The organism is Mycobacterium sp. (assembly GCF_965229265.1).
Taxonomy (GTDB): domain Bacteria; phylum Actinomycetota; class Actinomycetes; order Mycobacteriales; family Mycobacteriaceae; genus Mycobacterium.
Genome location: NZ_CBDDIY010000010.1, coordinates 1,620,878 through 1,644,961, shown reverse-complemented (window position 1 = coordinate 1,644,961; position 24,084 = coordinate 1,620,878). Strand labels below are relative to the sequence as shown.

Here is a 24,084-nt window from a genome sequence, read left to right as displayed (position 1 = left end):
TGATGACGGAGCTCGGCAAGACGCTGCGCGCGGTCAGCACGGCCATTCCGGGTCTGACCATCTGGGAACTGCCGGTTCACGGCGACAACCGCGGCTGGTTCAAGGAGAACTGGCAGCGCGAAAAAATGGTGGCTGCTGGAATGCCCGACTTCGGGCCGGTGCAGAACAACGTTTCGTTCAATGTTGCTGTCGGCACGACGCGCGGTATTCATGCTGAGCCGTGGGACAAGTACATTTCGGTGGCGTCTGGACGGATCTTTGGTGCGTGGGTGGATCTGCGTGAGGGCCCGACCTTTGGCACGGTGGTCACCGCGGAGCTCGATCCGTCGCGCGCGGTCTTTGTCCCGCAAGGCGTTGGCAACGGATTTCAGACGTTGGAGCCGAACACCGCATACACCTATCTGGTCAATGATCATTACTCACCCGACGGTGTCTACACATCGCTGAACCCCGCCGATGCGACCATCGCCATCGACTGGCCGATTCCGTTGGAGCAGGCCGAATTGTCTGCCAAGGATCGCGCGCAAGGGCCGCTGTCTGAGGTTGTTCCCGTCCGGCAGCGCAAGACTTTGGTGATCGGTGCCGGTGGGCAGCTGGGTCGCGCTCTGCAGGCGGCGTACGGAAGTGCGTCGCACGTCGAGTTTGTCGACCTTCCTGGCTTTGATCTCACATCTGACGATCTCGGTGCGGCGCGACACTGGCGTGAGTACGACACGATCATCAACGCCGCGGCCTACACCGCGGTGGACGCGGCCGAGACCGCGGAAGGCCGTGTCGCGGCATGGGCCGCCAATGTCACCGGTATCGCGAATCTGGCGCGCGTCGCATCGGCGCACCGGCTCACCGTTGTGCACATATCGAGCGATTACGTGTTCGACGGCACGGCGACACGGCCCTACCGCGAGGACGACCCGATGGCCCCGCTCGGCGTCTACGGGCAGACGAAGGCTGCCGGTGACCAGATCATCAGCACACTGGACCGGCACTACATTCTCCGCACCTCGTGGGTGATCGGCGATGGGCGAAACTTCGTGCGCACCATGATGTCTCTCGCCAAGAAAGGTGTCGACCCGGCGGTGGTCGACGACCAGGTCGGCCGCTTGACATTCACCTCAGAGCTGGCCCGGGCGATCGGGCACCTTCTCCAGACGCGGGCGCCCTTCGGTACGTACAACATGACGGGGTCGGGTCCGGTGACCTCGTGGGCTGATGTGGCTCGGCGCACTTTCGAGCTGGCGGGTCATGATCCGAACCGGGTCAGCGGTGTGTCCACCACCGAATACTTCAGCCAGTCCACGAATCCTGTGTCGCCGCGCCCGGCCAGCGGTGTGCTGGACCTGACGAAGATCGAGTCGACTGGTTTTGTGCCCGTTGATGCGGGCCAGTCGCTGGAGGAATACGTTCGCCTGGAAATGTGCGAAGCAAACGAGCAAGCAGGCATTTCAGTCGGCGAGGAGAGGTAGAGCATGGCCACCAACATGGTAGAAGCCTTGCGTCGGTCCGTCGAGCGCGTATCCTTGGCAATTTTGTCGGTGCTCGATGTCGTCTTGTCGCCATTCGTGTATATCTCCGCAATCCTCCTGAAGTTCGTGCGAATGGCCGGCGTGCAGAATCTACCTTGTTCCAAGGCGGCACTGATGCGGGTCGGCGTGTTTCCGGTGTGGGACCATTATTATGAGCCGGCGTTTCGTAACGCCGCGTTGCGTGAACTATTGGCGGAGGACAGGGATCTGCCGGGAATTGACCTAAATGTGGCGGCTCAGCTGCAACTACTCGACTCTTTTTCCTATCAGAACGAGTTAGTTGGCCTGTCGCGAACGCGGGGGCAAGGCGACGAGTTCTACATGGACAACGGTGTGTTCGAGTCTGGTGATGCGGAATATTGGTACAGCCTTATACGACGCAAGAAGCCAGCCCGCATTATCGAAATCGGGAGCGGCTTCTCTACCAAGATGGCGCGGCGCGCGGTGGACGCCAATAAGCAGGAGGACGCGGCATATGAATGCGAACATATCCTAATCGAGCCGTACGAACACGGATGGCTTGATGAAATGGATGGCGTTACGGTCATACGTGCAAGAGTCGAGGACTGTGACGTCCAAATGTTCCACGACCTCGCGGCAAACGATATCCTGTTCATAGACTCTTCGCATATAATCCGACCTCGTGGTGACGTGCTCTTTGAATACCTGCAGCTACTGCCGCAACTTAACGACGGCGTCATTGTTCACATCCATGATATCTTTACTCCGAAGGACTATCCGGCTGGATGGGTTGTCGACGAAGTAAGATTCTGGAACGAACAATATCTTGTCGAGGCATTTCTCACCTTAAACAGTGAGTGGAAATTGATTGGTGCTCTCAATTTTCTGAAGCATCATCATTACGGTGCTCTAAGGTCGAAGTGTCCGTTTCTTTCCGATGACCGTGAGCCGGGGTCGTTATACATCCAAAGAGTTGGCACAATGACTCCGTAGCGGGTGTGCTTGAAGTTGTTTGGTGGTTGGTTTTATCTTGAGCTCGACTTGGCTCAAGTTAGCGCACACTGCCGCTGCCGACATTGAGCCGGGCTCTTCGGAAGTCGCCGGGTAGTGGAGTCCTCGGCGGTGAGGTTGGTGGCTCTTCGTGGTTCAGGGTGCATTTGCGAGTCGGTGCTGTGCGCCGCTGTGCAGTAGTGGTGAGCACCACCGGAGGCGGTGAAGTTGCGGAAGCCGAGGGCGTCGCGGCGTTAACGGGGTCAGATTGCGTGTGACTCGGCGCGGTCGTCGTGCGGCTGGAGCAGCGCCCGCACCGCTGGACGCGGTCCTGAGTCGCGAAGCATGAAGCTTGCGGGCCGAGGCCGAACAACCTGTGGCCACCAGAACCACCGGCCGAGCAGCGCGGCGATCGACGGTGTCATGAACGACCGCACGACAAGGGTGTCGAATAGCAGCCCAAGACCGATGGTGGTGCCGACCTGGCCGATGATCTGCAAATCGCTGGCGGCCATCGCGCACATCGTGAGGGCGAACACCAGGCCCGCATTCGTCACCACTTTGCCGGTGCCACCCATGGCTCGGATGATGCCCGTCTTGATACCGGCGCCGATTTCTTCCTTCATTCGAGATACCAGCAGCAGGTTGTAGTCAGAACCGACAGCCAAGAGGACGATCACGGACATCGGAAGCACCATCCAGTGCAATTTGATGCCGAGGATGTATTGCCAAATCAATACCGACAGACCGAATGACGAACCCAATGACAATGCCACCGTGCCCACGATGACGAGTGCCGCGATGAAACTCCTCGTGATAACGAGCATGATGATGAAAATAAGGCAGAGTGCGCCGACACCCGCGATCATCAAGTCATAGCGGGATCCATCGTTGAAGTCCTTATACGTCGCCGCAGTACCGGCGAGGTAGATCTTGGCGCTTTCGAGCGGTGTTGTCTTGAGTGCTTCCGTGGCTGTCGTCTTGATCTTGTCGATCAGTGCAATGCCTTCGGGTGTCGCCGGATTGCCCTTGTGGGAAATGATCAAGCGCGCCGATTTGCCATCAGGTGAGAGGAAAGAACTCATCGCCTTCTTGAAGTCCGCGTTCTCGAAAACCTCCGGCGGCAGAAAAAACGAGTCGTCGTCCCTGGCCTCGTCAAAGGCCTGTCCCATGGCATTGGTGCTCTCGCCCGCACTCTGAGAGGCGTCGATCGTGCCGGACATGGTTGCGTACATCGTTTGCATCATGGTCAGCATGGCTTCCTGGATGGCGATCTGCCTCGGTAGAGTTGCCAGCATTTCCGGCATGAGCCTGTCCAGGGTCTTCATGTGGACCATCATTTCCTGCAATTTATCGCCCATGCCGTCGAGGCCATCCATCGTTTCGAACAAGCTCCGTATTGCCATGCAGAGGGGAATGTCGTAGCAGTGCGGCTCCCAATACAGATAATTTCGGATTGGTCGAATGAAGTCATCGAAATCGGCTATATGATTTCGCATTTCGCTGACGAGTAGCGCCATTTCGCCAGTCACGATTACGGAATGGTGGGTCACGTCATTGAGTTGCGAGTTCAAACTATACATACGCTTCATGATCGCAATTTGCCGAGTCATCAGGTCGGTCATTTTTTGCATATCGTTGATTCGTTCTTTCATGAACTTCATCTGTTGCGACTGACTCGCATTTTGCATGCTGATCATGAACGGGATCGACGTGTGCTGGATGGGCGTTCCCTCAGGTCTTGTGGCGCCTTGCACTCGAGACACTCCGGGAACCCGGAATATAGCCTTGGCAAGCCTATGCAGCACCAAGAAGTCCGCCGGATTGCGCATGTCATGATCCGACTCGACCATCAGAATCTCCGGCATCATCCGTGCCTGTGAGAAATGGCGGTCGGCAGCCGCATACCCCACATTCGCCGGAATATCGGCAGGTATATAGAGGCGGTCGTTGTAGCTCGTCTGGTAGCCGGGCAGGGTGATGAGGCCGACGATGGCGACCGCTAGCGTAGCGGTGAGAATAGGAGCCGGCCAGCGGACGATGGCGGTGCCAATCCGGCGCCATCGACCGGTCTTGATCCGGTGTTTGGGATCGACGAGCCCGAATCGACTTCCGGTCGCGAGTACGGCGGGAACCAGCGTTACCGCGATCGCCACTGCCACAAGCATGCCCACCGCGCATGGCACACCGATGGTTTGGAAGATCGGCAGGCGGGTGACGCTGAGGCACAGCATCGCGCCGGCGATGGTCAGTCCGGAGCCCATTACAACCGGAGTGACGCCGCGGAAGGTGCTGAAGTAGGCGGCTTCGACGTCTTCGCCAGACTGGCGGACTTCCTGATAGCGGCCGAAGAAGAATATCCCGTAGTCAGTTCCGGCTGCCATCGCGAGGGCTACCAGGAGATTGATCGCAAAGGTCGACAATACGATGAAATTGTTGTCGGCGAGAAAAGCGATGACCCCGCGGGCCGCGAATACTTCGATACCGACGGTGATCAACAAGAGAATCACCGTGACGATCGAGCGGTAGACGAAGAGGAGCACCGAGAAAATAATAACGGCGCCGATGACAGTCATTTTGAGAATAGACCTGTCACCAGCGTGCTGCGTATCAGAAGCAAGCGCCGCGGGACCCGTCACGAATACCTTGACGCCGGGCGGCGGTGGCGTTCGTTCTACGATGCTGCGGACCGCAGCAATTGAGTCCTGGCCCAAGGTCGTGCCTTGATTGCCGGCCAGGTTTAGTTGCACATAGGCCGCTTTGCCGTCGGCGCTTTGGGCACCTGACGCGGTGAGTCGATCGCCCCACAGATCCTGCACGTGCTCCACATGTTTGTGGTCGTCTCGAAGTGCGCGGATCAATCCGTCGTAGTACGTATGGGCATCGTCGCCGAGCTGTTGCTGTCCCTCCAGCACCAGCATGGCGAAGCTGTCGGAGTCGGATTCCTGGAAGTTCGCCCCTATCCGTTCCATGGCCTTCACGGCAGGGGCGTCGGCAGGGGCCAGCGGCACGGAATGTTGGCGCCCGACGGTTTCTAGCCATGGGACTCCAAACGACACCAGCAGCGTCAGTGCGATCCACACCAGGATGATCGGTACGGACAGCGCGCGGATGGCACGTGCAATGAAGGGCCGGTCGCCCTGGGAGTCCGCCACTTAGTGCTCTTGGCCCTGCAACAACGCGCGCACAAGCGGGCGCGGTCCAGTTGGCCGCAGCATCGCGCTGGCCGGGCGTGGTCGCACGCGCTGAGGCCACCAGAACCAGCGACCCAGCGCCGCGGCTATCGAGGGTGTCATGAATGCGCGCACGATCAAGGTATCGAATAGCAGACCTAACCCGATTGTGGTGCCGACCTGGCCAATGCTCGTCAGATCACTGACGACCATGGTCATCATGGTGAATGCGAAAACCAGACCGGCGGTTGTCACAACCTTGCCGGTACCCGCCATCGCCCGGATGATGCCGGTGTTGAGGCCGGCGGCCAGCTCCTCTTTCATCCGGGCAACCAGCAGCAGGTTGTAATCGGACCCCACCGCCAAAAGGATGATCACCGACATCACTAGCACAGCCCAGTGAATTTGCCTTCCGATCAAGTATTGCCACAGTAAAACCGAAAGACCAAAGGAAGCACCCAGCGAGATCAGCACTGTGCCGACAATGACCATGGCCGCAATCAGACTTCGAGTCATGATCAGCATGACGATGAAGATGAGGCAGAGCGCGGAGATTACGGCGATCATCAAGTCGTAGCGAGAGCCGACGACCAGGTCTTTCACCGTGGCCGCGGTGCCCGTCAAGTAGATCTTGGAATCTTCGAGTGGTGTTCCCTTCAGCGCCTCTTCGGCCGCTGTCTTGATCGGGTCAACCCGTGACATGCCTTCGGCCGATGCAGGGTCACCTTTCTGGAAGATGATCATCCGTACGGATTTTCCATCCGGTGAGATGAAGATGTCCTGGATCCGCTTGAAGTCGGCATTGTTGAACAATTCCGGTGGCGCATAGAACGAATCGTCATTCTTCGCGGTGTCGAAGGCCTTTGCCATGGCGGTGGTATCGCCCATGCCGTCGTCTGCCTGGCCGAGCGTTCCAGCCATGGTGCTATGCATCGTCAGCATCATGGTCCGCATGCTTTCCATGATCGCGAGCATCTCAGGGAACTGCTGGAGCAGCTGCGGCATGATCACGGTCATTTGATCGAGGTCTGCCACTACGAGGCGCAACTTATCTGCAACGCCATCAATGCCGTCGATAGTTTCGAACAACGACTTCACCGCCCAGCATAAGGGAATGCTGTCGCAATGGGGTTCCCAGTAGAGGTAGTTTCGAACCGGGCGCATAAAATCATCGAAGTCAGCTATGTGATTGCGCAGGTCTAGAGTGATGTCTTCCATTTCATGGGTTGTCTGCGCCATATGGTTCGTGGTGTCAACCATCTGCTGCATGAGGCTGTACATTTTTTTCATCACGACGATCATTTCCCCAAGCATTTCACCCTGTTTGAGGAGATCGTCCATGCGCGCGTTCTGGAAGACCATGAATTGCTTCTGCGACGCCTGCTGCATGCTGATTAGGTATGGAATCGTCGAGTGGGCGACTGGAGTGCCCTCCGGCCGGGTCACAGCCTGAACCCTGGAAACACCTGGCACCGCGAGGACGGCTTTGGCCAGCTTGTTCAACACCAGGAAATCAGCGGGGTTTCGCAAATCGTGATCGGTCTCGACCAGCAGCATGTCGGGCGCCAGCATCGCCGACTCTGGAAAATGTCGCGACGCGGCCTCGAGTCCGAGAGTGGCCGGAATGTTCCGTGGCAGATAGTTCTGATCGTTATAGCTGGGTTTGAAACCCGGCAGGGTCAAGAGCCCGATCAGCGCGACCGCCAGTGATGCGGTGAGGATGGGCACCGGCCACCGGACTATCGCCGTTCCGATTCGACGCCAGCCGCGCGTCGTGGCATTCCGTTTGGGGTCGAATATTCCAAAACGACTTCCGATGGAAAGCACCGCGGGAAACAGCGTCAGCGCCACGAGTACCGAAACCGTGATACCAACGGCGCACGGCACTCCCAGCACACGGAAGAAAGGCAGTCGGGTGAAGCTCATGCAGAGCACGGCGCCGGCGATCGTCAAACCGGAACCCAAGACCACCGGAGCGACTGAGCGGTACGTGGTGTAGAAGGCCTTCTCTCGGTCTTCGCCGGCCTGGCGCGCCTCGTGGTACCGCCCGATGAAGAATATTCCGTAGTCGGTCCCGGCGGCGATCGCGAGAGCCACCAAAAGGTTCACGGCGTAGGTGGACAGTTCGATCATTCCGATATGGCCGAGCAGGGCGACGATTGCCCGCGCCACCTGTAATTCGATTCCCACCACCACAAGGAGAAGAATTGTGGTGACGATTGAGCGATAGACGATCAGCAGGATCACGAAGATCACCGCGATGCTGAGCATCGTGATGGTCGTGACCGTCCGATCGCCGCTGTTCCCCATATCCGCGACGACAGCCGCTGGGCCAGTGACATATGCCTTGATTCCGGGGGGTGCCGGTGTTTGTGCCACGATGCGCTGGACGGCAACGACGGATTCATTGCTTATCGGGGCGCCGGGTTGCCCGGCGAGATTGAACTGAACGTATACCGCTTTACCGTCGGCGCTTTGGGCAGCGCCTTGGGTGAGCGCGTCGCCCCAGAAATTCTGGATGTGCTGAACATGAACTGGGTCGGCTTCGAGCGCGCGGATCAACTGGTCGTAGTACCGATGGGCGTCGTCACCGAGGGGCTGCTGACCCTCGATGACGATGATTCCGACATTGGCGGACTCGGCTTCCTTGAAATTCGCCGCTATGCGTTGGGTTGCCGCATACGACGGGGCATCGGTGGCCTGCAACGACGCCGCATGCTGGGCCTCGACCAACTCCAGGGGCGGCACGGTGAAGTTCACAATGCCGATGACAGCGAGCCATCCCAGGATGATGAGCAGCGCAAATCGGCGGATTGTCCGCGGGAGGAACGGCGGCCGCTGGTCGTGCGTTTGGGTGCTCATGCGGACTTCAGCATGCAAGACGTGAATGCGGAGACCTCGTTGGAGACCTTCTCGGCCTTGACGTCGCCGTCCACCAGGATGCGGCAGCCAATACTGTCGGTGTCACCCTGCGCCGCGACGCTTCCCACTCCGGCCGCACCGACGAGCGGAAATTCCAACGTCCACGGCAACGGCGCGGCCTTGATGTATTGCGGGCTGCCCTCTCCATTGAAGAAGCTGATTTGGGCGGTGGTCCCGGGCGGTCCAAAGACCTCATACTTCATTCGTTTGGGGTTGAAAGGCTTGCTGTCGTCGGCCTTTGTGTCGCCGTAAGAGATCGAGTGGTCGGTGCCAAAGATGCCATGCAGTCGGGACACCGTGAATCCACCCGCGACGACGACGGCGAGAACCACCAACGGGATCCAAAGCCGCGCCAGAAGCCCGAAAATCGCCGTCCCGATACCGCGGCGCTTCTTACGGGAACCTCTGCGCTGCACCTCGGTTTCGACGTCTGCGGCGACGTCGTCGTAGTGTGCTGGCTCAACGTCGGGCAAACTGCCTTCGGTCACAGCACCCACCCTTTCCCACCTTTCACTTCTGCGGCCGTCGTGGCTCGAATCGGGCTAGCCCGCTCATGATCACCGCAACTGGACAGCATCTCGCGGTGCAAGGGCCGGATTGCTAGGAGAGTTAACCATGCCGCCGGTGGCTACATGGGCATTTTCAGTGCCCCATGCGACGCATAATTGACGCGCGCTTTTGACCTGGAGTTCTCGCCGAAACGGGCGTCGAGTGGAGTGGGTTTGCTGCTAGCGTGAGCGCCGACGGCGTCCGTTCCCGATAACGGAGCCGCGTAGAAGCACCATCGATCGACGATGCAACATGCGGAATGAGCTAATCCGATGCCGGCCGACCCCGACACGTTGAACGACCGGGCCCGCGGCGGGCGTCGCCTGCCGGAGTGGTTGCGGTCTAGCCAATTCCTCGGACCGGTAAGTGTCATCGGCGGCGTGGCGTTGATCGCGTCGATGGACGGCCCCATCGCGGTTTTCGCACTCCCGGCGATCCAGAACGATCTGGGACTGTCGGACGCGGGGCGCAATTGGGTGATCACTGCCTACCTTCTGACGTTCGGTGGCTTGATTCTGCTGGGTGGCCGCTTGGGCGACACCATTGGACGGAAGCGCACTTTCATTCTCGGGCTGGCGCTGTTCACCGTCGCCTCGGTGCTGTGCGGTGTGGCCTGGAACGGCGGCGTCCTGGTCGTGGCCCGGTTGTTGCACGGTGCGGCGGCCGCGGTTGTCACGCCGACGTGCATGGCGCTGGTCGCGACCACGTTTTCGAAGGGGCCGGCGCGGAACGCAGCGACAGCGGTATTCGGCGCGATGGCCAGCTTCGGCGCGGTGCTGGGGCTGGCACTGGGTGGAGTGCTCACTGGCGTGTCGTGGCGGCTGGCGTTTCTGGTCAACGTACCGATCGCGGTTGTCCTTATCTACTTCGCTTGCACGCAGCTGAGGGAAACCGAGAAAGAGCGTATGAGGCTCGACGTCGCCGGGGCGATCGTGGCGACGGTGACCTGCAGTGCCGCGGTCTTCGGCTTGTCGGTTGGGCCGGAGGAGGGTTGGGCTTCGCAGCCCGCAATATGGGCGGGTGTCGTCGCGCTGTTGGGTGTTGTGGTGTTCATCGCGGTAGAACGCACCGTCTCCAATCCGATCGTGCCATTCGACCTGTTCCTCGACGGCAACCGGGTGGCCACATTTATGGCCATGCTCCTGGTCCGAGGGTTGGGGTTCACGATGACCGTTGTGATCGCCCTTTACGTGCAGAACGTTATGGGATACACCCCGCTTGGTGCGGGGCTCCGCTTCATCCCGTTCACCATCGCGATGGCCCTCGGAACGGCGGTGTCCTCACGGCTGGTGATGCTCTACGCACCGCGGATTGTCGTCATAGCCGGTGCGGCCCTGGTCATCGCCTCGGCGATGTATGGCTCGACCTTCGACAACGTGACGCCCTACTTCCCGGATCTGGTTGTGCCATTGGCCGCAGGGGCCTTCGGCCTCGGTTTGATCAACGTTCCACTGGGGTTGTCGCTGATCGCAAGCGTCGGCGTGGAACGCATCGGGCCGACCTCGGCAATCGCCGTCATGTTCCAGAGCCTGGGTGGACCGCTTGTTCTGGTCGCGATCCAGGTCATCATCACGACACGCACACTGCAGCTCGGTGGTACTACCGGGCCCGCGCAGCAGATGAGCGGCGCCGCGTTGCAAGCGCTGAGCCGGGGTTACGCCTACGGCATGCTGTGGTTGGGTGGCGTTGGCGTCTTGCTCTGTGTGGTGGCGCTTTTCATCCGATACACCGCGCAGGAAGTGGCGCACGCCCAGCAGGCTCGGGATTCCCAGGACTCACCGGTCGCCGGGGCATGACATCGTCAGTCGATGTCGCCCGTCAGGCCGAACTCGGCCAAAACCTGAACAGTCAGATCCCGCAATTCCTGCCTGGTCGTCACCGATCCGGGCTGGTAGGCACGGATGTGTATGCCGACCTTGTTCACCTCCGCACCCAGGCCGCAAAAAAGCTGCAATTGGCTTCCGATCCGGTGAAGCCAGCCCTTGGTCAGGTGCTGGCTGGTGCCTCTGATGAAGGCGTAGGCGCAGAGCGTGCCATCGGGGCGGGCCACCGCGGGGCCGACTTCACCGAGGTGGGAACACACCGCCGGGTGCTCGGGGTCGCTGAGAGCGTAGTCGATCAGTTGTTTCCACGACTTCTTCGATGCGAACGGAGTCAGCGCGACGAACTGTGCTGATTCGTCCGGGGTATCCCGGAGCGTCTTCATCGCCGTTTTGATCGCGGCGCGCGCACCTCGCAGATCCGTTGTCACCTCGGTGGGGTCGATGCCAGCACGAGCGAAGGACACGGCGACAGCCCGGGCGTCTCCCTCGGTGCGGTCATTGACTAGCAGCAGCATGATGACGTCGCCAGCATCTCCATGTTGGCGTCCCATATGCAGGTCGAGCCTTGCGGTCACTGCGGCGGCCAGCGCGCCGCTGGTTCCACCGAGCGCTTCGGCTCGCGCAGTCCACTCGTCCAGGTTCAACCGGACCCAGATGCCGGGAATCGTTGCCGGCTCGTCCGCCTCCTCGGCAGGCAGGGTGACCTGGGGCGGGCTCTGGGGCCGGGCGGTATCCAGGCGGCGGCGTCGCGCCTCCTTTGCTGTAGCGATAACTGCGCGACCAACCGCGGGTGCGTCTCGAATCGCCTCGCCCATGTCCTGGGCCAACGCCCGCAGCCGCGAACGGGATCGCGGCGGCGGGTAGTCGCTGTCGCTGGTGTGGCCCATCACCGCGAGGGATGTCGCGAGAACGGCGCCAATACCATCGACCACGTAATGCGAAATCACGACAGTGATCGCGGAGGTGCCGTCGGTGAACGGGACGACGCTGAGCCGCCAGGCAGGTCCCGTTTCCGGATCCAAGGCAAGTTGCGCACGCTCATCGAGCCAGTCGGCGAATTCGGCACGTGGCCGGGCATGCTCGGCAATGTCGAGTGCCGGCGGCTGGTCGTCTGCGACCCACCGATACCGGCCGAACGGTAGGGGTGAACGTTCAATGCGCCTTCCCAACGGGCCGTGAGTGAGATGGTGGTGGAAACGGCGGATCCCGTCGAGGTCAACGGGACGGTCATACACCCACACCACCTGCATGATTTCGTTCTGACCGGCAGCGCGATGTCCCGCGTAGAAGGCCTGATCCATCAAGGCGAGCCGGTTATCCGTCCGCGCAACGTGATTCACCACGCCAGGTTAACTGTTTGCTATGGAAGTCCGCCAAGATGCCACCAAACGAGGACTGGAGATCTATCGTGTCGCCTGTGATTCATGCCGCGGAGTCCGGGACTGCGGCTCGTCCTGTCGTCCTGTTTGTCCTGGGGTTCGGTCGATCTGGCACGTCGGCGCTCACCCGGGTTATCTCCCTATGCGGTGCCGCACTGCCGCCTGGGTTGTTGGGGGCCACTCGGGAGAATCCGCGTGGCTTCTGGGAACCACGGAAGGTAATCAGCCTGAACCACGAAATCCTGCGCTACCATCGCAGTTCTGCGTACGACATGACTTTGCGTCCCCAAGAAGAGGGGGCGTTTGGCACGGACCGCAACGCCGCATACGTTGAGAAGATCCGCGCGTACCTCACTGCTTTGCCCCCCGCGCCTTTGGTCATTATCAAAGAACCGAATGTGACGGCACTGCCGGGCCTGTGGTTTGAGGCGGCACGTCAAGCAGGATTCGACGTGGCGGCCGTGATTCCGGTACGACACCCGCAGGAAATCGTCGGATCGCTGGCGAGCCGGGCCAACAAACAGAACTACGTTCGAGAATCACCCGAGCTCACCCTGGCCTGGTGGCTCAAGAGCATGCTGTTGGCCGAGCGGTACTCCCGGGGCATCCCGCGTGTATTCGTCGACTACGCCGGCCTTCTCGAGGATTGGCGCCAAGAAATCAAACGGATCGCTTCGGCACTGATGATCGATCTCGATACGCGCAATGAGGGGGTCATCGACGAATTCCTCACCGCTGACCTGCACCACCATCGGCATATCGGCCCGGTGTACGAACCATTCGGTGGTGGCTGGATGTCCGCCGTCTACGAGCAATTACATGCAGCCGCGGGCGATGAGCCCGTCGACGAGGCTGAGATGGACCGCCTGTATGAAGCGTATCGGGTGAGCGAACACGGCTTTCGCATGGCTTTCGAGGATTACCGCCGTTATCGTATTTTGAGCCGGCTCATGTTGCCGTCCCTCGTCAGGCTGAGCCTAGGGGCCCTCGCGCTTGTTCATCGGCGCCGGGGAACGTGGGGGTGAGCGGTGAAATTGGTGCTGGCGTTCTATGGGACCCGTGGTGACGTAGAGCCTGGTCTTGCTGTCGGCCGAGAACTGGTTCGCCGGGGCCACGATGTGCTGATGGCCGTTCCGCCTGATTTGGTCGATTCCGCGCAGGCGATTGGTCTCACCACTGTCGCCTATGGTCCAGAGAACCAGGAATGGCTGGAGGTGACCCGCGACTTCTGGAAGCGTTTCTTCCGCAGCTTCTGGAACGTCGCTGCGCTGAAGCGGTTGCTGCGCGAGTCCCGTGAACCCGGAATCCGGGCGTGGGCGCAGATGAGCACGACGCTGATCGAGGCAGCGGATGGAGCTGATCTGCTGTTGACCGGGATGAGTTATCAGGAACTCGCCGTCAGCGTCGCTGAATATCACCGCATACGTTTAGCGACATTGTTGTGGTTTCCGGTCCGGGTCAACGGCCGGCTTATTCCGAATTTGCCGGTGCGATTAGTTCGCGCGGCGATGCAACAGTATGAGCGGCTGGTATGGCGCGGTGTGAAGAACATCGAGGGCCAGCAGAGGCGCGAGTTGGGGCTACCGCGAGCGACAAGGCCGGCGCCGCAGCGGATCGCCGAACGCGGATGCCTGGAAATTCAGGCGTATGACGAGGTGTGTTTTCCAGGGCTGGCAGCCGACTGGGAACAGTGGAACGAACGGCGGCCGCCTCAACGCCCCTTCGTCGGCACGCTGACGCTCGAGTCGTCGACAGAAGCTGACGACGACGTGGCGGCATGGATTGCTGCGGGGACGCCGCCGATATTCTTCGGGTTCGGCAGCATCCCGGTGGAATCTCCGGCCGAGGCGCTCGCGATGATTTCCAAGGTCTGCGCGGAACTGGGGGAGCGGGCACTGGTCGGCGCTGGCTGGAGTGACTTTAGTGACCTTCCCCATGCAGATCACGTCAAGGTGGTCGGCACAGTGAACTTTGCGAAGATCTTCCCGGCTTGCCGAGCAGTCGTCCACCACGGTGGTGCGGGCACCACGGCGGCCGGTCTGCGTGCGGGAGTCCCTGCCTTGGTTCTGTGGATGGCCGATGTCCAACTGATCTGGGGAGTTGCCGTCAAGCGGTTGAAAGTCGGTGCCTCACGGCGTTTTTCGGTGACCACCGAGAAGACGTTGGAGTCGGACCTGCGCACCATTCTGGATCCGCGGTGCGCTGTGCGGGCGCAAGAGATTGCTGGTCGGATGACAAAACCTGCAGAAAGCGCCGCGGCCGCTGCTGACCTCATTGAGGAATTCGCTCTGAGTCGAGTCGGGTGACACACGTATTGACTCGTTTCCCGGTTGGCATCTGTTCGCCCCGCTAGCATGTGTTGCGTGATCGAGCTCCATGGCGTAGCCAAGACTTACGACGGGGGTGTTCACGCGCTGCGTGACGTGAGTTTTTCGGTTCCCGCGGGGTCGGTGTGTGCTTTGCTCGGCCACAACGGCGCGGGTAAGACAACCGCGATCAAGATACTGACGACGTTGCTGAGGCCCAGCGCCGGCCGGGCCGTGGTGGCCGGATACGACGTTGCCACCGAGCCCGGTTTGGTCCGCGAGAGTATCGGGTCAACCGGACAGCTCGCAGCGCTTGACTGGGGACTCAGCGGGCGGGAGAACTTGGTACTGTTCGGTCGGCTGCGGGGTATGCGGCGAAAAGAAGCGCGATTGCGCGCCGACGAGTTGATCGAACAGTTCGACATGATGAACGCCGCCGACCGGAAGGTAAGCACCTATTCGATCGGTATGTTCCGCCGGATCGATATTGCCGCCGCACTGGTGATCCCTCCGAAGGTTCTGTTCCTCGACGAGCCGACGACAGGCCTGGACCCGCGCAGCCGTCGCGATGTGTGGAACTTGGTGTCGTCGTTGTCGTCCGAAGGCATGACCGTCCTGCTGACAACGCAGTATCTCGAGGAGGCTGATGTTCTCAGCGATTCGATCGTCATCCTCAATCACGGCCAGGTGATTGCACGAGGTACCGCCGATAGCCTCAAGCATGCAGTCGGCTCCGCCTACTGCACTGTGAGTCCGGTTGATCCGGCCGACTTGCCCACGATCTTCGTGGCCCTGTCGGATCTTGGTGAGGCGCTGGCCGACCAAGAGGCCAATACGGTGTCGGTGCCCGCGCCCGATGGCGTCGCGACGCTGAGTGAGGTTTTTCGCCGCGTCGATCAGCTGGGCGTCGAGCTGGCCGACATTGCGTTGCGCAAGCCGTCTCTGGACGAAGTGTTTCTTCACCTCACGGATGGTGTCAACGTTTGACCGCGGTTGCCGCCTTGACCGAGCGTACGGTCCGCGCCGCGCTGCGTGACGATCTGCCGTTCGCGGTCTTAGCGCCAGTCGGTAACTTCGTTGTCTTCACTTTCTTGCTGCGAAATATCATCGACACCGGCCCGATGAGCTATCCCCAGTACGTCATGCCGGCGATCGTTATCCAGACGATGCTTCTGGGCGCGCTGACGACCGTCGACCGAGCCGCGACCGACCGGCAATCGGAATTCGGCATACGGCTTGGTACACTTCCGATTTCGGCAGCGGCGCCGCTAACCGCGCGGATGTTGTACTGCTTGGTTCGAGCTGTGGTGTCCCTGCTTGCTTCGGTGGTGATCGCATACGCGTTCGGCTTCCGGATGTTCGGTGGTGTCGGGTACGCAGTTGCGTTCTTGGTTGTCGTCCTGCTCTTCACTCTTGCCCTGTCGCTGGCTGCTGACGCCGCAGGGTCCAGAGCTGGGCGGGCGGACGCGGGAACCGGTTCGGTGTCCAGTCAGTTGTTCCTCGCGCCACAAATGCTGTTGGTGATGCTGTCCACCGGGATGGCGCCAGTTGAGTCGTTTCCGGAGTGGCTGCACCCGTTCGTGCGCTACCAACCGGTTTCGGAGGTGACGGAGGCTCTGCGCGGATTCACAGTTGGACAGGTTTCGATCGGCAGTGTGACGGCCACAATGGCCTGGTGTCTCGGCATGCTGATAACGTTCGGCGCGCTTGCGGTGCGTATGCAGAGGCGGACGCAGTGACGGTGAACGTGGCGCTGCGAAGTTCGCTGTTCGGTGAAAGCTTGGTGTTCGCCGGCCGGCTGCTCACTCGCTGGCGGCGTGAACCGGTCATGGTGGTTCAAGCGCTGGTGTTCCCGACGTTCCTGCTGATCACGTACAAATTGTTGGTTGGCAAGTCGATTCTGAAGATCACTGGCACCGACAGTTTGTATGCGCTGGTGCCGATGTGTGCGGTCGCGGGTGCGCTATTCGGGGCCCTCGCGACTGCCGAATCCATTCGTATAGAACGTGCGTGGGGCCTACTGAGCCGCTTCTGGGCGTTGCCGGTGCGCCGAGCCAGTGCGTTGGCCGGCAGGTTGCTCGCCGAGGCGGCTCGGACGTTGCTCGCGACGATGTTGATCACCGCTGTCGGTGTTGCCCTGGGGCTCCGTTTCAACGGGGGACTACTCGCTGTAATCCCGTTTTTACTGATACCGGTGTTGGTCGGTGTCGTATTTTCGGCAGCGGTCATCGTGATTGCGACGCGTACGAAGAGCTCTGCTGCCCTCATCTGGCTGGGAGTGCCGGCTATCGGCTCGGTGTTCTCCAGTTCAGGGGTACCACCCATCGAGCTTCTGCCTGGATGGATGCGGCCGATAAGCTATATCAACCCGATGGCACCGACGATCGACGCCATGCGTCAGCTTGCCCTGGGCGGGCCGGCGCTGTCGCCGTTGTTGACGAGTCTCGCGTGGGTATTTGGCAGCGCAGTGGTGGTCATTCCGTTAGCAGTCGCCGGTTATCGCGCCGCTGCCGCATCCGAGCGATGACGACTCTTCCTGTAATCGGAAGTCCGATCTTGGCAAAGATCGGAACACATCGGCGGTGTATGTCTAGACTCAGCGCCGCTAGAGCATTCATGCGAGATAGGGCGAAATTTTGACCATCACTCAGGACGATGTCCGAGCTCTTTATCTCGACCTACTCCGGCGTAACCTCACCCGGTACGGGATGCGCGAGAAGATGCCCTCAGATTGGCCTTGGCGGCGGCGCCTGTTACTCAAGGCCGCCAATACCTTCATCCCCATGGTTAGGGGATCGGGTCCGTTCGACCCGAACGCACGCGATAAGGGTCTGGATTGGCCGGCCGAGGCCGAGACGATGATCGGCATGCAGCGGCTGACCAGCCTGCAGCAGTGTGTCGAGACCGTCATCGCGGATGACATCCCTGGTGATCTTGTCGAATGCGGTGTGTGGCGCGGTGGGGCCTGCATCCTTATGCGCGCAACTCTGGCCGCTTACGGGGACGCGAAGCGATCGGTCTGGTTGTGCGATTCGTTCCAGGGTGTGCCTCGTTCGGACCCGGTGAACTACAAGGCGGACAAAGGGATCCGCGCGGAGTTCGCGGCGGGCATCCTCGGGGTGTCGGAAGCCGAGGTGAAGCGGAATTTCGAGCGGTATGGACTGCTGGATGACCGTGTCCGCTTCCTTCCCGGCTGGTTCAAGGACACCTTGCATAACGCCCCGATCGAGCAGATTTCGGTATTGCGGCTGGATGGTGACCTCTACGAATCGACGATTCAGGCGTTGGAACCGCTGTACCCACGGCTGTCGCTCGGTGGTTACTGCATCGTCGACGACTACTACGCGGTCAAGGCCTGCGAGCAGGCCGTCACCGACTACCGCGCCCAGCATGGCATCACCACAGAGATAATCGATATCGACGGCACAGGCGCGATGTGGCGGAAGCAGTGAGGACGTCGAGACGTCATTTTCGGTCACGTGCCTGATACCCTGCGGATCGGCATCCTGGGTGCGGCTCGCATCGCACCAGCAGCGCTGATCAAGCCAGCCCGCGCAGCCGCCGATGTAGTGGTAGCTGCGGTGGCCGCGCGAGATGGATCTCGCGCCAAAGCCTTTGCGGCCAAGCACAATATTCGGCATGCCTACGACAGCTACGAGGCGCTTGTCGCTGATCCCGATATCGACGCCATCTACAACCCGCTGCCAAACAGCTTGCACGGAAGGTGGACTCGTGCGGCGCTAACAGCAGGTAAGCATGTGCTATGCGAAAAGCCCTTCACGGCCAACGCGGCAGAAGCGCGTGACATCGCAGATCTGGCCGCCGAATCGGGCCTGGTGGCGATGGAGGGATTCCATTACCGCTATCACCCGTTCGCGGCGCGCGTTCAGCAGATTATTCTGTCGGGAGAACTCGGCGCATTGGAGCACGTCGAAGCTGCCTCGTGCTTCTGGCTACCGCGATTTTCTGACTTTCGCTATAACTACACGCTTGCCGGCGGGGCGATGATGGACCTCGGTTGTTATGCGGTCGACATGGTTCGCGCGTTCGGCGGGTCGACGCCGGAAGTTGTTTCCGCGCAAGCCAAATTGCGCGGCCCAGAGATAGACCGGGCCATGACCGCCGAGTTGAAGTTCCCGGAAGGGTACACCGGCCGGGTTCATTGCTCCTTGTGGTCGAAAGATCTGCCGCACTTCACTGCCAGAATCACTGGCACCCGGGGGGAATTGCGGCTCAATCCGCTGGTTCCTTTCCAGCGCTTCTCGGTGCGGTCCGCCGATGGCCACCGGGTGGAGCGCTTCCCCGCGCGCGCCAGCTACGCCTATCAGTTGGATGCATTTGCCGCCGCGGTGCTGCGGGGGGAGCCGGTGTCCACCACGCCGGAAGAGGCCGTCGAGAACATGACGGTCATCGACGCGATATATCGCGCCGCGGGGCTACCGGTCCGAGAGCCGAGCTGAACGGCCAAGGCCATGACACTCGGCACAGTATTCGATCGACGCGCAAATGCCCTGAATGCTCTCCGGCTCATGATGGCGGTATCGGTAATTGTCTGGCACTCCTTCAGCCTCACTGGCCGCGATATCGATTTCGCGCCCGTCCAACGGCTTATCGGCGACGGCGGGGTGGACGGGTTCTTTGCCATCTCGGGATTTCTCATCACTGCGAGTTGGCTGAGCAAGCCGAAGCTGCGCAGCTATTTCATCGCTCGGGGCCTCCGTATCCTTCCGGGCCTCTGGGTGTGCCTGGCGGTCACCGCGCTCGTCATCGCACCGATCAGTGTGGCAATTCAGGGTGGCTCGGCGATGAAATTATTGACGTCTGCCGAACCATACGAGTACATTCTCGCCAATAGCGGAGTGCAAACCCTCAAACCCGATATTGCTGGAACGCCAACAGGGGTGCCATTTCCGCATTCCTGGAATGGCTCGCTCTGGACCCTGTTCTTCGAGTTGCAGTGCTATATAGCCATCGCTGTTTTCGGACTGCTGGGACTGCTGCGGCGCCGGTGGTTCATTCCCGTCGTGTTGGCATTCGCCCTTTTCTGGTCAGCACTGCTGCCGCCTCCGCTCCCGATGCACACGGATGCGTTGACCTTCTGGGAGTTAGTGGCGCGCTTCGCCGTGATGTTCTACTCCGGGGCATTGCTGTACCAGTTTCGGGATTCGATTCCGGCTCGGTGGTCCCTCGTTGCGCTGAGTGTGCTCATTGTTCTAGCGGCCAGCCTGATGCCGAATTACCGAATAATCGGTGGGATCGCGCTCGCCTATGCTGTCATCGTTTCAGGCGCACTCATCCATGATGCGCGATTCACGTTGCGGACAGATCTGTCCTATGGCGTCTACATCTATGCGTTTCCGATCCAACAGTTGCTGATTATCTGCGGTCTTGTCACGCTGAATCCACTGGTATTCGCCGTGATCGCAACGGCGGCGACCATGCCGCTCGCCGCGTTCAGCTGGTTCCTGATCGAGAAGCCGGCGACGTCGCTGAAGACTCGGTTGACCCAGCGGCGGGTCGACCCGCTGGGCGAAGAGCTGGACGAAAGGGACGACAAGAAAGACCCATCGGTTGGTGGCGTCACGTGAGTACCGATGAGCTGGGCTCTGGCGATCGGGTCCTCGTTGTCTCGCATATGAGTGAATTCGGCACCGGAGGGGCAAGCGGTTTCATTGACATCCTCTGCGCGCTACGTGCGAAGCGGCCCGACCTGCAGTTGATCGCAGCCATCCCGGGGAAAGGGAGCCTCGCCGAGGAATGCTCTCGTCGCGGCGTGCGGACGGCGACTTCTTGGACCCCCTGGTGGACCACCAACAGACCCGAATGGACCGCGAAGAAGTGGGCACGCCCGGTCTTCGCTGTGCAGTCGGTGATCGGTGCGGTCACCTACAGCCTGGTTCTGATGCCTAGTGTGGCCGTTGCGGTCGCGGCCTTGCGGCGAGCGCGTCCTGCGGCAGTGCTCACCAATACCATGCCGATACCTTCGTACGCGATTGCAGCCAAACTGCTGGGCATCCCGCACTACTGGGTTATCCGCGAGTTCGGGCGGGAGGATCACGGCTTTTGGTTTGTGTACGGCTATCGCACGACGATTAGGTTGATCGGCCGGATGTCGAAGATGGTGATCTGCAATTCCCGTGCGGTGGAGACCGCAATGTTGACGCAGGTTCCGGCGATGAAGACCGCCGTCGTCTACCCCGCCGTCGAGTCGCCACTGGGTGAGCCCCGGCAACGCCATCCGGGCGAGCCGTTACGTGCCGTCCTTGTCGGAGCTCTCTACCGGGCGAAGGGGCAGGATCTGGCAATTGAGGCGGTAGCCGTTGCTCGAAGGCTTGGGGTAGACGTCCAACTGACGTTGGTCGGCGCCGGCAACCGCCGGCCGTTTCGGATGCTCGCCCGGCGCCTGGGCGTCGAGGATCTAGTGAGCGTCCACGGGCCGACCCGCGACCTGGCGCCGCATTGGTCAGCCGCTCATGTCGGTCTGATGTGCAGCCACAGTGAGGCGTTCGGCCGTGTCACAGTCGAGGCGATGAGGGCCGGATTGCCGGTATGCGGAACCGATTCGGGTGGAACCTCGGAGATCATCGAGGCGGGCGTCAACGGTCTGTTGAGCCAAGCTGGGGACGCCGAAATGTTGGCGGCCAACCTAATGGCGCTCGAGTCAGACGAGGAGCTGCGCTGGCAGCTCGCCGCTGGAGCAATCGCATCAGCACGCCGCTTCGAACGTAAGCGCCACAACGATGATTTCGCCGCAGCGCTGGGTCTGAAATCGAACTCCTCAGGAATCGAACTCGAGGAGGGTTAGGGTCGTGATCGTCGACCATTGCCGTCCAACAAACCAGCGAAGCGGCCGATGAATGGGTAGCTTCCTTGTCCGCCACAGCAATTCGAACAACGGGCCTCGGCCGCGGGGCAATGGCAGATTGTGCACAGCCCGAATGCCCGGCACGATGGCTGGTAAGTTCGCCAACTCCCTCACCGAAAGACTGAATGGTGTCCGCGGCCACTCGCCGTACAGTGCCGTCAAAACGCGGCTGCGAGCCAGCACCGCCTGGGACTTCGGCGGGAGATCGAACATGATTTGGCCGCCGGGGAAACGACGCGCGCATTCCCTGATCAGGCCGAGTGCCTGATCAGGCTCAAGGTACGGCAGAAGACCCTCGGCGGTAATGAACACCCCGTCGTCGGGATCGACTCGATCCATCCAGCTGAAGTCGAGCGCCGATTGTGCGCACGTCGCAATGCGTGGCGAATCCGGCAACAACCGTTCGCGCAGTTCCACGATCGCCGGCAGGTCCAAAGACAGCCAACGAAAACCAAGGTCGGGAGCGGCGGCCTCGAGGCGCCAGAAACTCGTCTGCAATCCCTCCCCGAGGGCCACGACGGTGGCGTCCGGGTGGTCGGAGAGGTAGCGAATGGCGCTGGTGTCGAATGCGAGCGCGCGTAGCGCGAGGTCCTGGCGGTCGTCGGACAGTTTGAACTTGCTGAAGTCGTACTCGATCGCATCGATCAGTTGGATCGCCATGGGATCATCGATGATCCCATCTGCGCGCCGCGCCTCATTTGCCCGACACAACAGCGTCACCAATGCCGTTTCGGGAAGCGGAAGGACGTTCCTCACCGCACAGAGGCTACCTGCACGGGAAACCGGATCTCAGGCAGATACAAAAAGAGACAGTCGAATGATCAGAAACACGACTGACTGATGTGTTCGGCAACTCGCAGCGCGTTCGCCGCCACGGTCAGACTCGGGTTCAACCCAGTACTCGACGGGAAGAAGGATGCGTCAACGACATAGAGGTTCTCCACCTCGTGTGCGCGATTGTGCGAGTCCAACACGCTGCTGCTGGGATCGGTGCCGAACCGGACGGTGCCGCATACGTGGCCCAGCGTCGAGTTGCTACTGCCGGTCCGAAGGGTGAGCGTCCGAAACGGCGCTAGTACGTCCTTGATCTGCCGCAAGAACGTCGCACGGCGCTCGACTTCGTTCGGGTGCAGTCGGTATCGCAGTCGTAGACGCTGTCGCCCATCGGTCGTGGGCCGATCAGATGGGAGCACGCGGTTGTCCAGATAGGGAAGGTCCTCCATGATCGCCGCCAGGACCAGACCGCCGCCGACGAGTCGTTCGTAAACCGGGCGCACCGCCGGGCTGACGAGACGTAATGCCTTCGGCAGCAGGCCGGGCGGATTGCTCAGCATCTCCAGCGGGGCGAGCGAAGCCATTGCCCCGGCCGATTGCACCGTGCCGTACTTCTGTCCCTCCCAGAAATAGAAGTCGTTGAGCCCGATCTCCTTGTTTTCCGCGGTGATCCGGGAGTTGCGGTGCGGCCAGACCTCGATCCAGTCGAGTAGGTGCCGCATGAGGTTGCGGCCCACCATGTCCGAGCCGTTGGCCAGTCCGCGCGGCCAATCGTCGGAACGGGAATTGAGGAGGAGAACCGGGGTGGCCAGTGCGCCGGCCGCCAGCACCACCACTTTGGCATTGAGGGCGAGCATGTCGTTGCGGCGCTGGCAGATCACGCGCCTGACCTTGGTGTGGTCGGCTTCGAGCCGGACGACCCGGCATTCGGCGAGAAGCTGGGCGCCATGCTCGGTGACGGCGGGCAACACCCCGTTGCGACCGGCCTCGCCTTTACAGGACTTCGCGCATAGATAGGCCTGACAGGTAACACAGTCGTCGGTGTAATCGCAGGCCATCGGCAGATGGTAGGGGTGCAATCCACGGCCGGACAGGTAGTTCACTAATGGCTGATTGTCCGGCGAAAACGGCGGCGCCGCAGGTCGATTGAGGTAGGCCGGTTCTGGCCGCAGGGGGTCTGGCTCGCCGCGCACGCCGAGCAGCCGTTCGGCTTCGGTGTACCACGGTTGCATCTCGCTGTAGGTGACGGGCCAGGAGTCGGGCACCGTGGAGTCCGCGGGGTCATGGAAGTTCTGCCGAGGTGTGAAGTCTTCGGCGAAGAAACGTTCGCAGACCATGCCGTAGAGCGCCGAGGACCCGCCGGTCCCGCTGCCGATGAAGGGCATGAATCGCTGAGGGAGTCGACCGCTGATGTCGGTGATCTCGTCTGTTGAGCGCCCTGCCCGGGCGAGGGCGTCGTGATAGTCAGCGGTGGAACGGTACCCCCTTGCCGGGGCCAGCTCTGGCATCGAGCCTCGCAGCGTTCCAGGTGTTCCGGGCAAGGTTGAACGGCCCTTTTCGACGAACAAGACCTGGTGGCCGGACTCAGCGAGCCGGCGGCCCAGCATCCCGCCGCCCATGCCGGTGCCGATGACGATCACATCCCACTCAACGCGTTCAGCTTCGCGGCCGCTCAGCTCGTGGTCGGCCAAATCGAACTCCTCAACGCGTGCGGTCACCCTGGTCAGCGAGTCGGGATGGTATCGGATTCCGGTAACGCGAATGGTCGAATGCGCAATCAGAGGTCAAAGAACCTGTGATACTGACCGACGTTCCTGCC

Annotated in this window: 18 protein-coding genes; 12 read left to right on the top strand and 6 right to left on the bottom strand. The window is 61.0% G+C overall.

The window, feature by feature from the left end; all coding sequences use genetic code 11:
• Nucleotides 1–2: 2 nt before the first annotated feature.
• The gene (locus ADBZ9K_RS09545) at nt 3–1,463 is read left to right on the top strand and encodes a sugar nucleotide-binding protein (protein ID WP_526619824.1); all 1,461 of its coding nucleotides are present in this window, start codon (nt 3–5) and stop codon (nt 1,461–1,463) included.
• A 3-nt stretch (nt 1,464–1,466) separates the two neighbouring features.
• Complete coding sequence (locus ADBZ9K_RS09540; RefSeq protein WP_526619823.1) at nt 1,467–2,477, top strand: class I SAM-dependent methyltransferase; 1,011 nt, start codon at nt 1,467–1,469, stop codon at nt 2,475–2,477.
• A gap of 260 nt (nt 2,478–2,737) precedes the next feature.
• On the opposite strand, the gene ADBZ9K_RS09535 is transcribed toward ADBZ9K_RS09540, so the two are convergent.
• From ADBZ9K_RS09535 to ADBZ9K_RS09525, 3 genes are read right to left on the bottom strand one after another with little or no spacing between them, the layout of a single operon-like run.
• On the bottom strand, nt 2,738–5,629 hold the full coding sequence (locus tag ADBZ9K_RS09535; protein WP_526619822.1) for an MMPL/RND family transporter: 2,892 nt from the start codon (nt 5,627–5,629) through the stop codon (nt 2,738–2,740).
• A complete protein-coding gene (locus tag ADBZ9K_RS09530) occupies nt 5,630–8,509 on the bottom strand; it encodes an MMPL/RND family transporter (protein ID WP_526619821.1) in 2,880 nt (959 codons plus the stop codon).
• Nucleotides 8,506–8,985 (bottom strand): MmpS family transport accessory protein, encoded by a 480-nt coding sequence (locus ADBZ9K_RS09525; protein ID WP_526620863.1) that lies wholly within the window; start codon nt 8,983–8,985, stop codon nt 8,506–8,508. The genes ADBZ9K_RS09530 and ADBZ9K_RS09525 overlap by 4 nt, the downstream gene beginning before the upstream one ends.
• A gap of 405 nt (nt 8,986–9,390) precedes the next feature.
• Here ADBZ9K_RS09525 and ADBZ9K_RS09520 point away from each other — a divergent pair, with 405 nt between their 5' ends.
• The gene (locus ADBZ9K_RS09520; RefSeq protein WP_526619820.1) at nt 9,391–10,914 is read left to right on the top strand and encodes an MFS transporter; all 1,524 of its coding nucleotides are present in this window, start codon (nt 9,391–9,393) and stop codon (nt 10,912–10,914) included.
• A 5-nt stretch (nt 10,915–10,919) separates the two neighbouring features.
• Here the strand turns inward: ADBZ9K_RS09520 and ADBZ9K_RS09515 are convergent, their stop codons facing one another.
• The gene (locus ADBZ9K_RS09515) at nt 10,920–12,281 is read right to left on the bottom strand and encodes a wax ester/triacylglycerol synthase domain-containing protein (RefSeq protein ID WP_526619819.1); all 1,362 of its coding nucleotides are present in this window, start codon (nt 12,279–12,281) and stop codon (nt 10,920–10,922) included.
• A gap of 122 nt (nt 12,282–12,403) precedes the next feature.
• On the opposite strand from ADBZ9K_RS09515, the gene ADBZ9K_RS09510 reads away from it, so the two are divergent.
• From ADBZ9K_RS09510 to ADBZ9K_RS09470, 9 genes are all read left to right on the top strand, one after another.
• Nucleotides 12,404–13,345, top strand: a complete 942-nt coding sequence (locus ADBZ9K_RS09510; RefSeq protein WP_526620861.1) for a sulfotransferase family protein — start codon at nt 12,404–12,406, stop codon at nt 13,343–13,345.
• A 3-nt stretch (nt 13,346–13,348) separates the two neighbouring features.
• Nucleotides 13,349–14,626: a glycosyltransferase gene (locus tag ADBZ9K_RS09505; RefSeq protein WP_526619818.1), complete on the top strand. Its 1,278-nt coding sequence runs from the start codon at nt 13,349–13,351 to the stop codon at nt 14,624–14,626.
• A 57-nt stretch (nt 14,627–14,683) separates the two neighbouring features.
• Nucleotides 14,684–15,613: an efflux ABC transporter ATPase subunit, DrrA-related gene (locus tag ADBZ9K_RS09500; protein ID WP_526619817.1), complete on the top strand. Its 930-nt coding sequence runs from the start codon at nt 14,684–14,686 to the stop codon at nt 15,611–15,613.
• Nucleotides 15,610–16,365, top strand: coding sequence for an ABC transporter permease (locus ADBZ9K_RS09495; protein ID WP_526619816.1), 756 nt, complete (start codon nt 15,610–15,612; stop codon nt 16,363–16,365). Before ADBZ9K_RS09500 ends, ADBZ9K_RS09495 begins: the two co-directional genes overlap by 4 nt.
• Nucleotides 16,362–17,153, top strand: a complete 792-nt coding sequence (locus tag ADBZ9K_RS09490; protein ID WP_526619815.1) for an ABC transporter permease — start codon at nt 16,362–16,364, stop codon at nt 17,151–17,153. The genes ADBZ9K_RS09495 and ADBZ9K_RS09490 overlap by 4 nt, the downstream gene beginning before the upstream one ends.
• 115 nt (nt 17,154–17,268) lie before the next feature.
• Nucleotides 17,269–18,078 (top strand): TylF/MycF/NovP-related O-methyltransferase, encoded by an 810-nt coding sequence (locus tag ADBZ9K_RS09485; protein ID WP_526620859.1) that lies wholly within the window; start codon nt 17,269–17,271, stop codon nt 18,076–18,078.
• Nucleotides 18,079–18,105: 27 nt separating this feature from the next.
• Complete coding sequence (locus ADBZ9K_RS09480; protein ID WP_526619814.1) at nt 18,106–19,086, top strand: Gfo/Idh/MocA family protein; 981 nt, start codon at nt 18,106–18,108, stop codon at nt 19,084–19,086.
• A gap of 12 nt (nt 19,087–19,098) precedes the next feature.
• Nucleotides 19,099–20,214 carry an acyltransferase family protein gene (locus ADBZ9K_RS09475; RefSeq protein ID WP_526619813.1) on the top strand — a complete coding sequence of 372 codons (1,116 nt, stop codon included), beginning with the start codon at nt 19,099–19,101 and terminating at the stop codon, nt 20,212–20,214.
• The gene (locus tag ADBZ9K_RS09470) at nt 20,211–21,431 is read left to right on the top strand and encodes a glycosyltransferase family 4 protein (protein WP_526619812.1); all 1,221 of its coding nucleotides are present in this window, start codon (nt 20,211–20,213) and stop codon (nt 21,429–21,431) included. The genes ADBZ9K_RS09475 and ADBZ9K_RS09470 overlap by 4 nt, the downstream gene beginning before the upstream one ends.
• On the opposite strand, the gene ADBZ9K_RS09465 is transcribed toward ADBZ9K_RS09470, so the two are convergent.
• Nucleotides 21,405–22,247 carry a class I SAM-dependent methyltransferase gene (locus ADBZ9K_RS09465; RefSeq protein WP_526619811.1) on the bottom strand — a complete coding sequence of 281 codons (843 nt, stop codon included), beginning with the start codon at nt 22,245–22,247 and terminating at the stop codon, nt 21,405–21,407. The genes ADBZ9K_RS09470 and ADBZ9K_RS09465 overlap by 27 nt on opposite strands.
• Before the next feature lie 65 nt (nt 22,248–22,312).
• A complete protein-coding gene (locus ADBZ9K_RS09460) occupies nt 22,313–23,983 on the bottom strand; it encodes a GMC oxidoreductase (RefSeq protein ID WP_526619810.1) in 1,671 nt (556 codons plus the stop codon).
• Between the last annotated feature and the right edge of the window lie 101 nt (nt 23,984–24,084).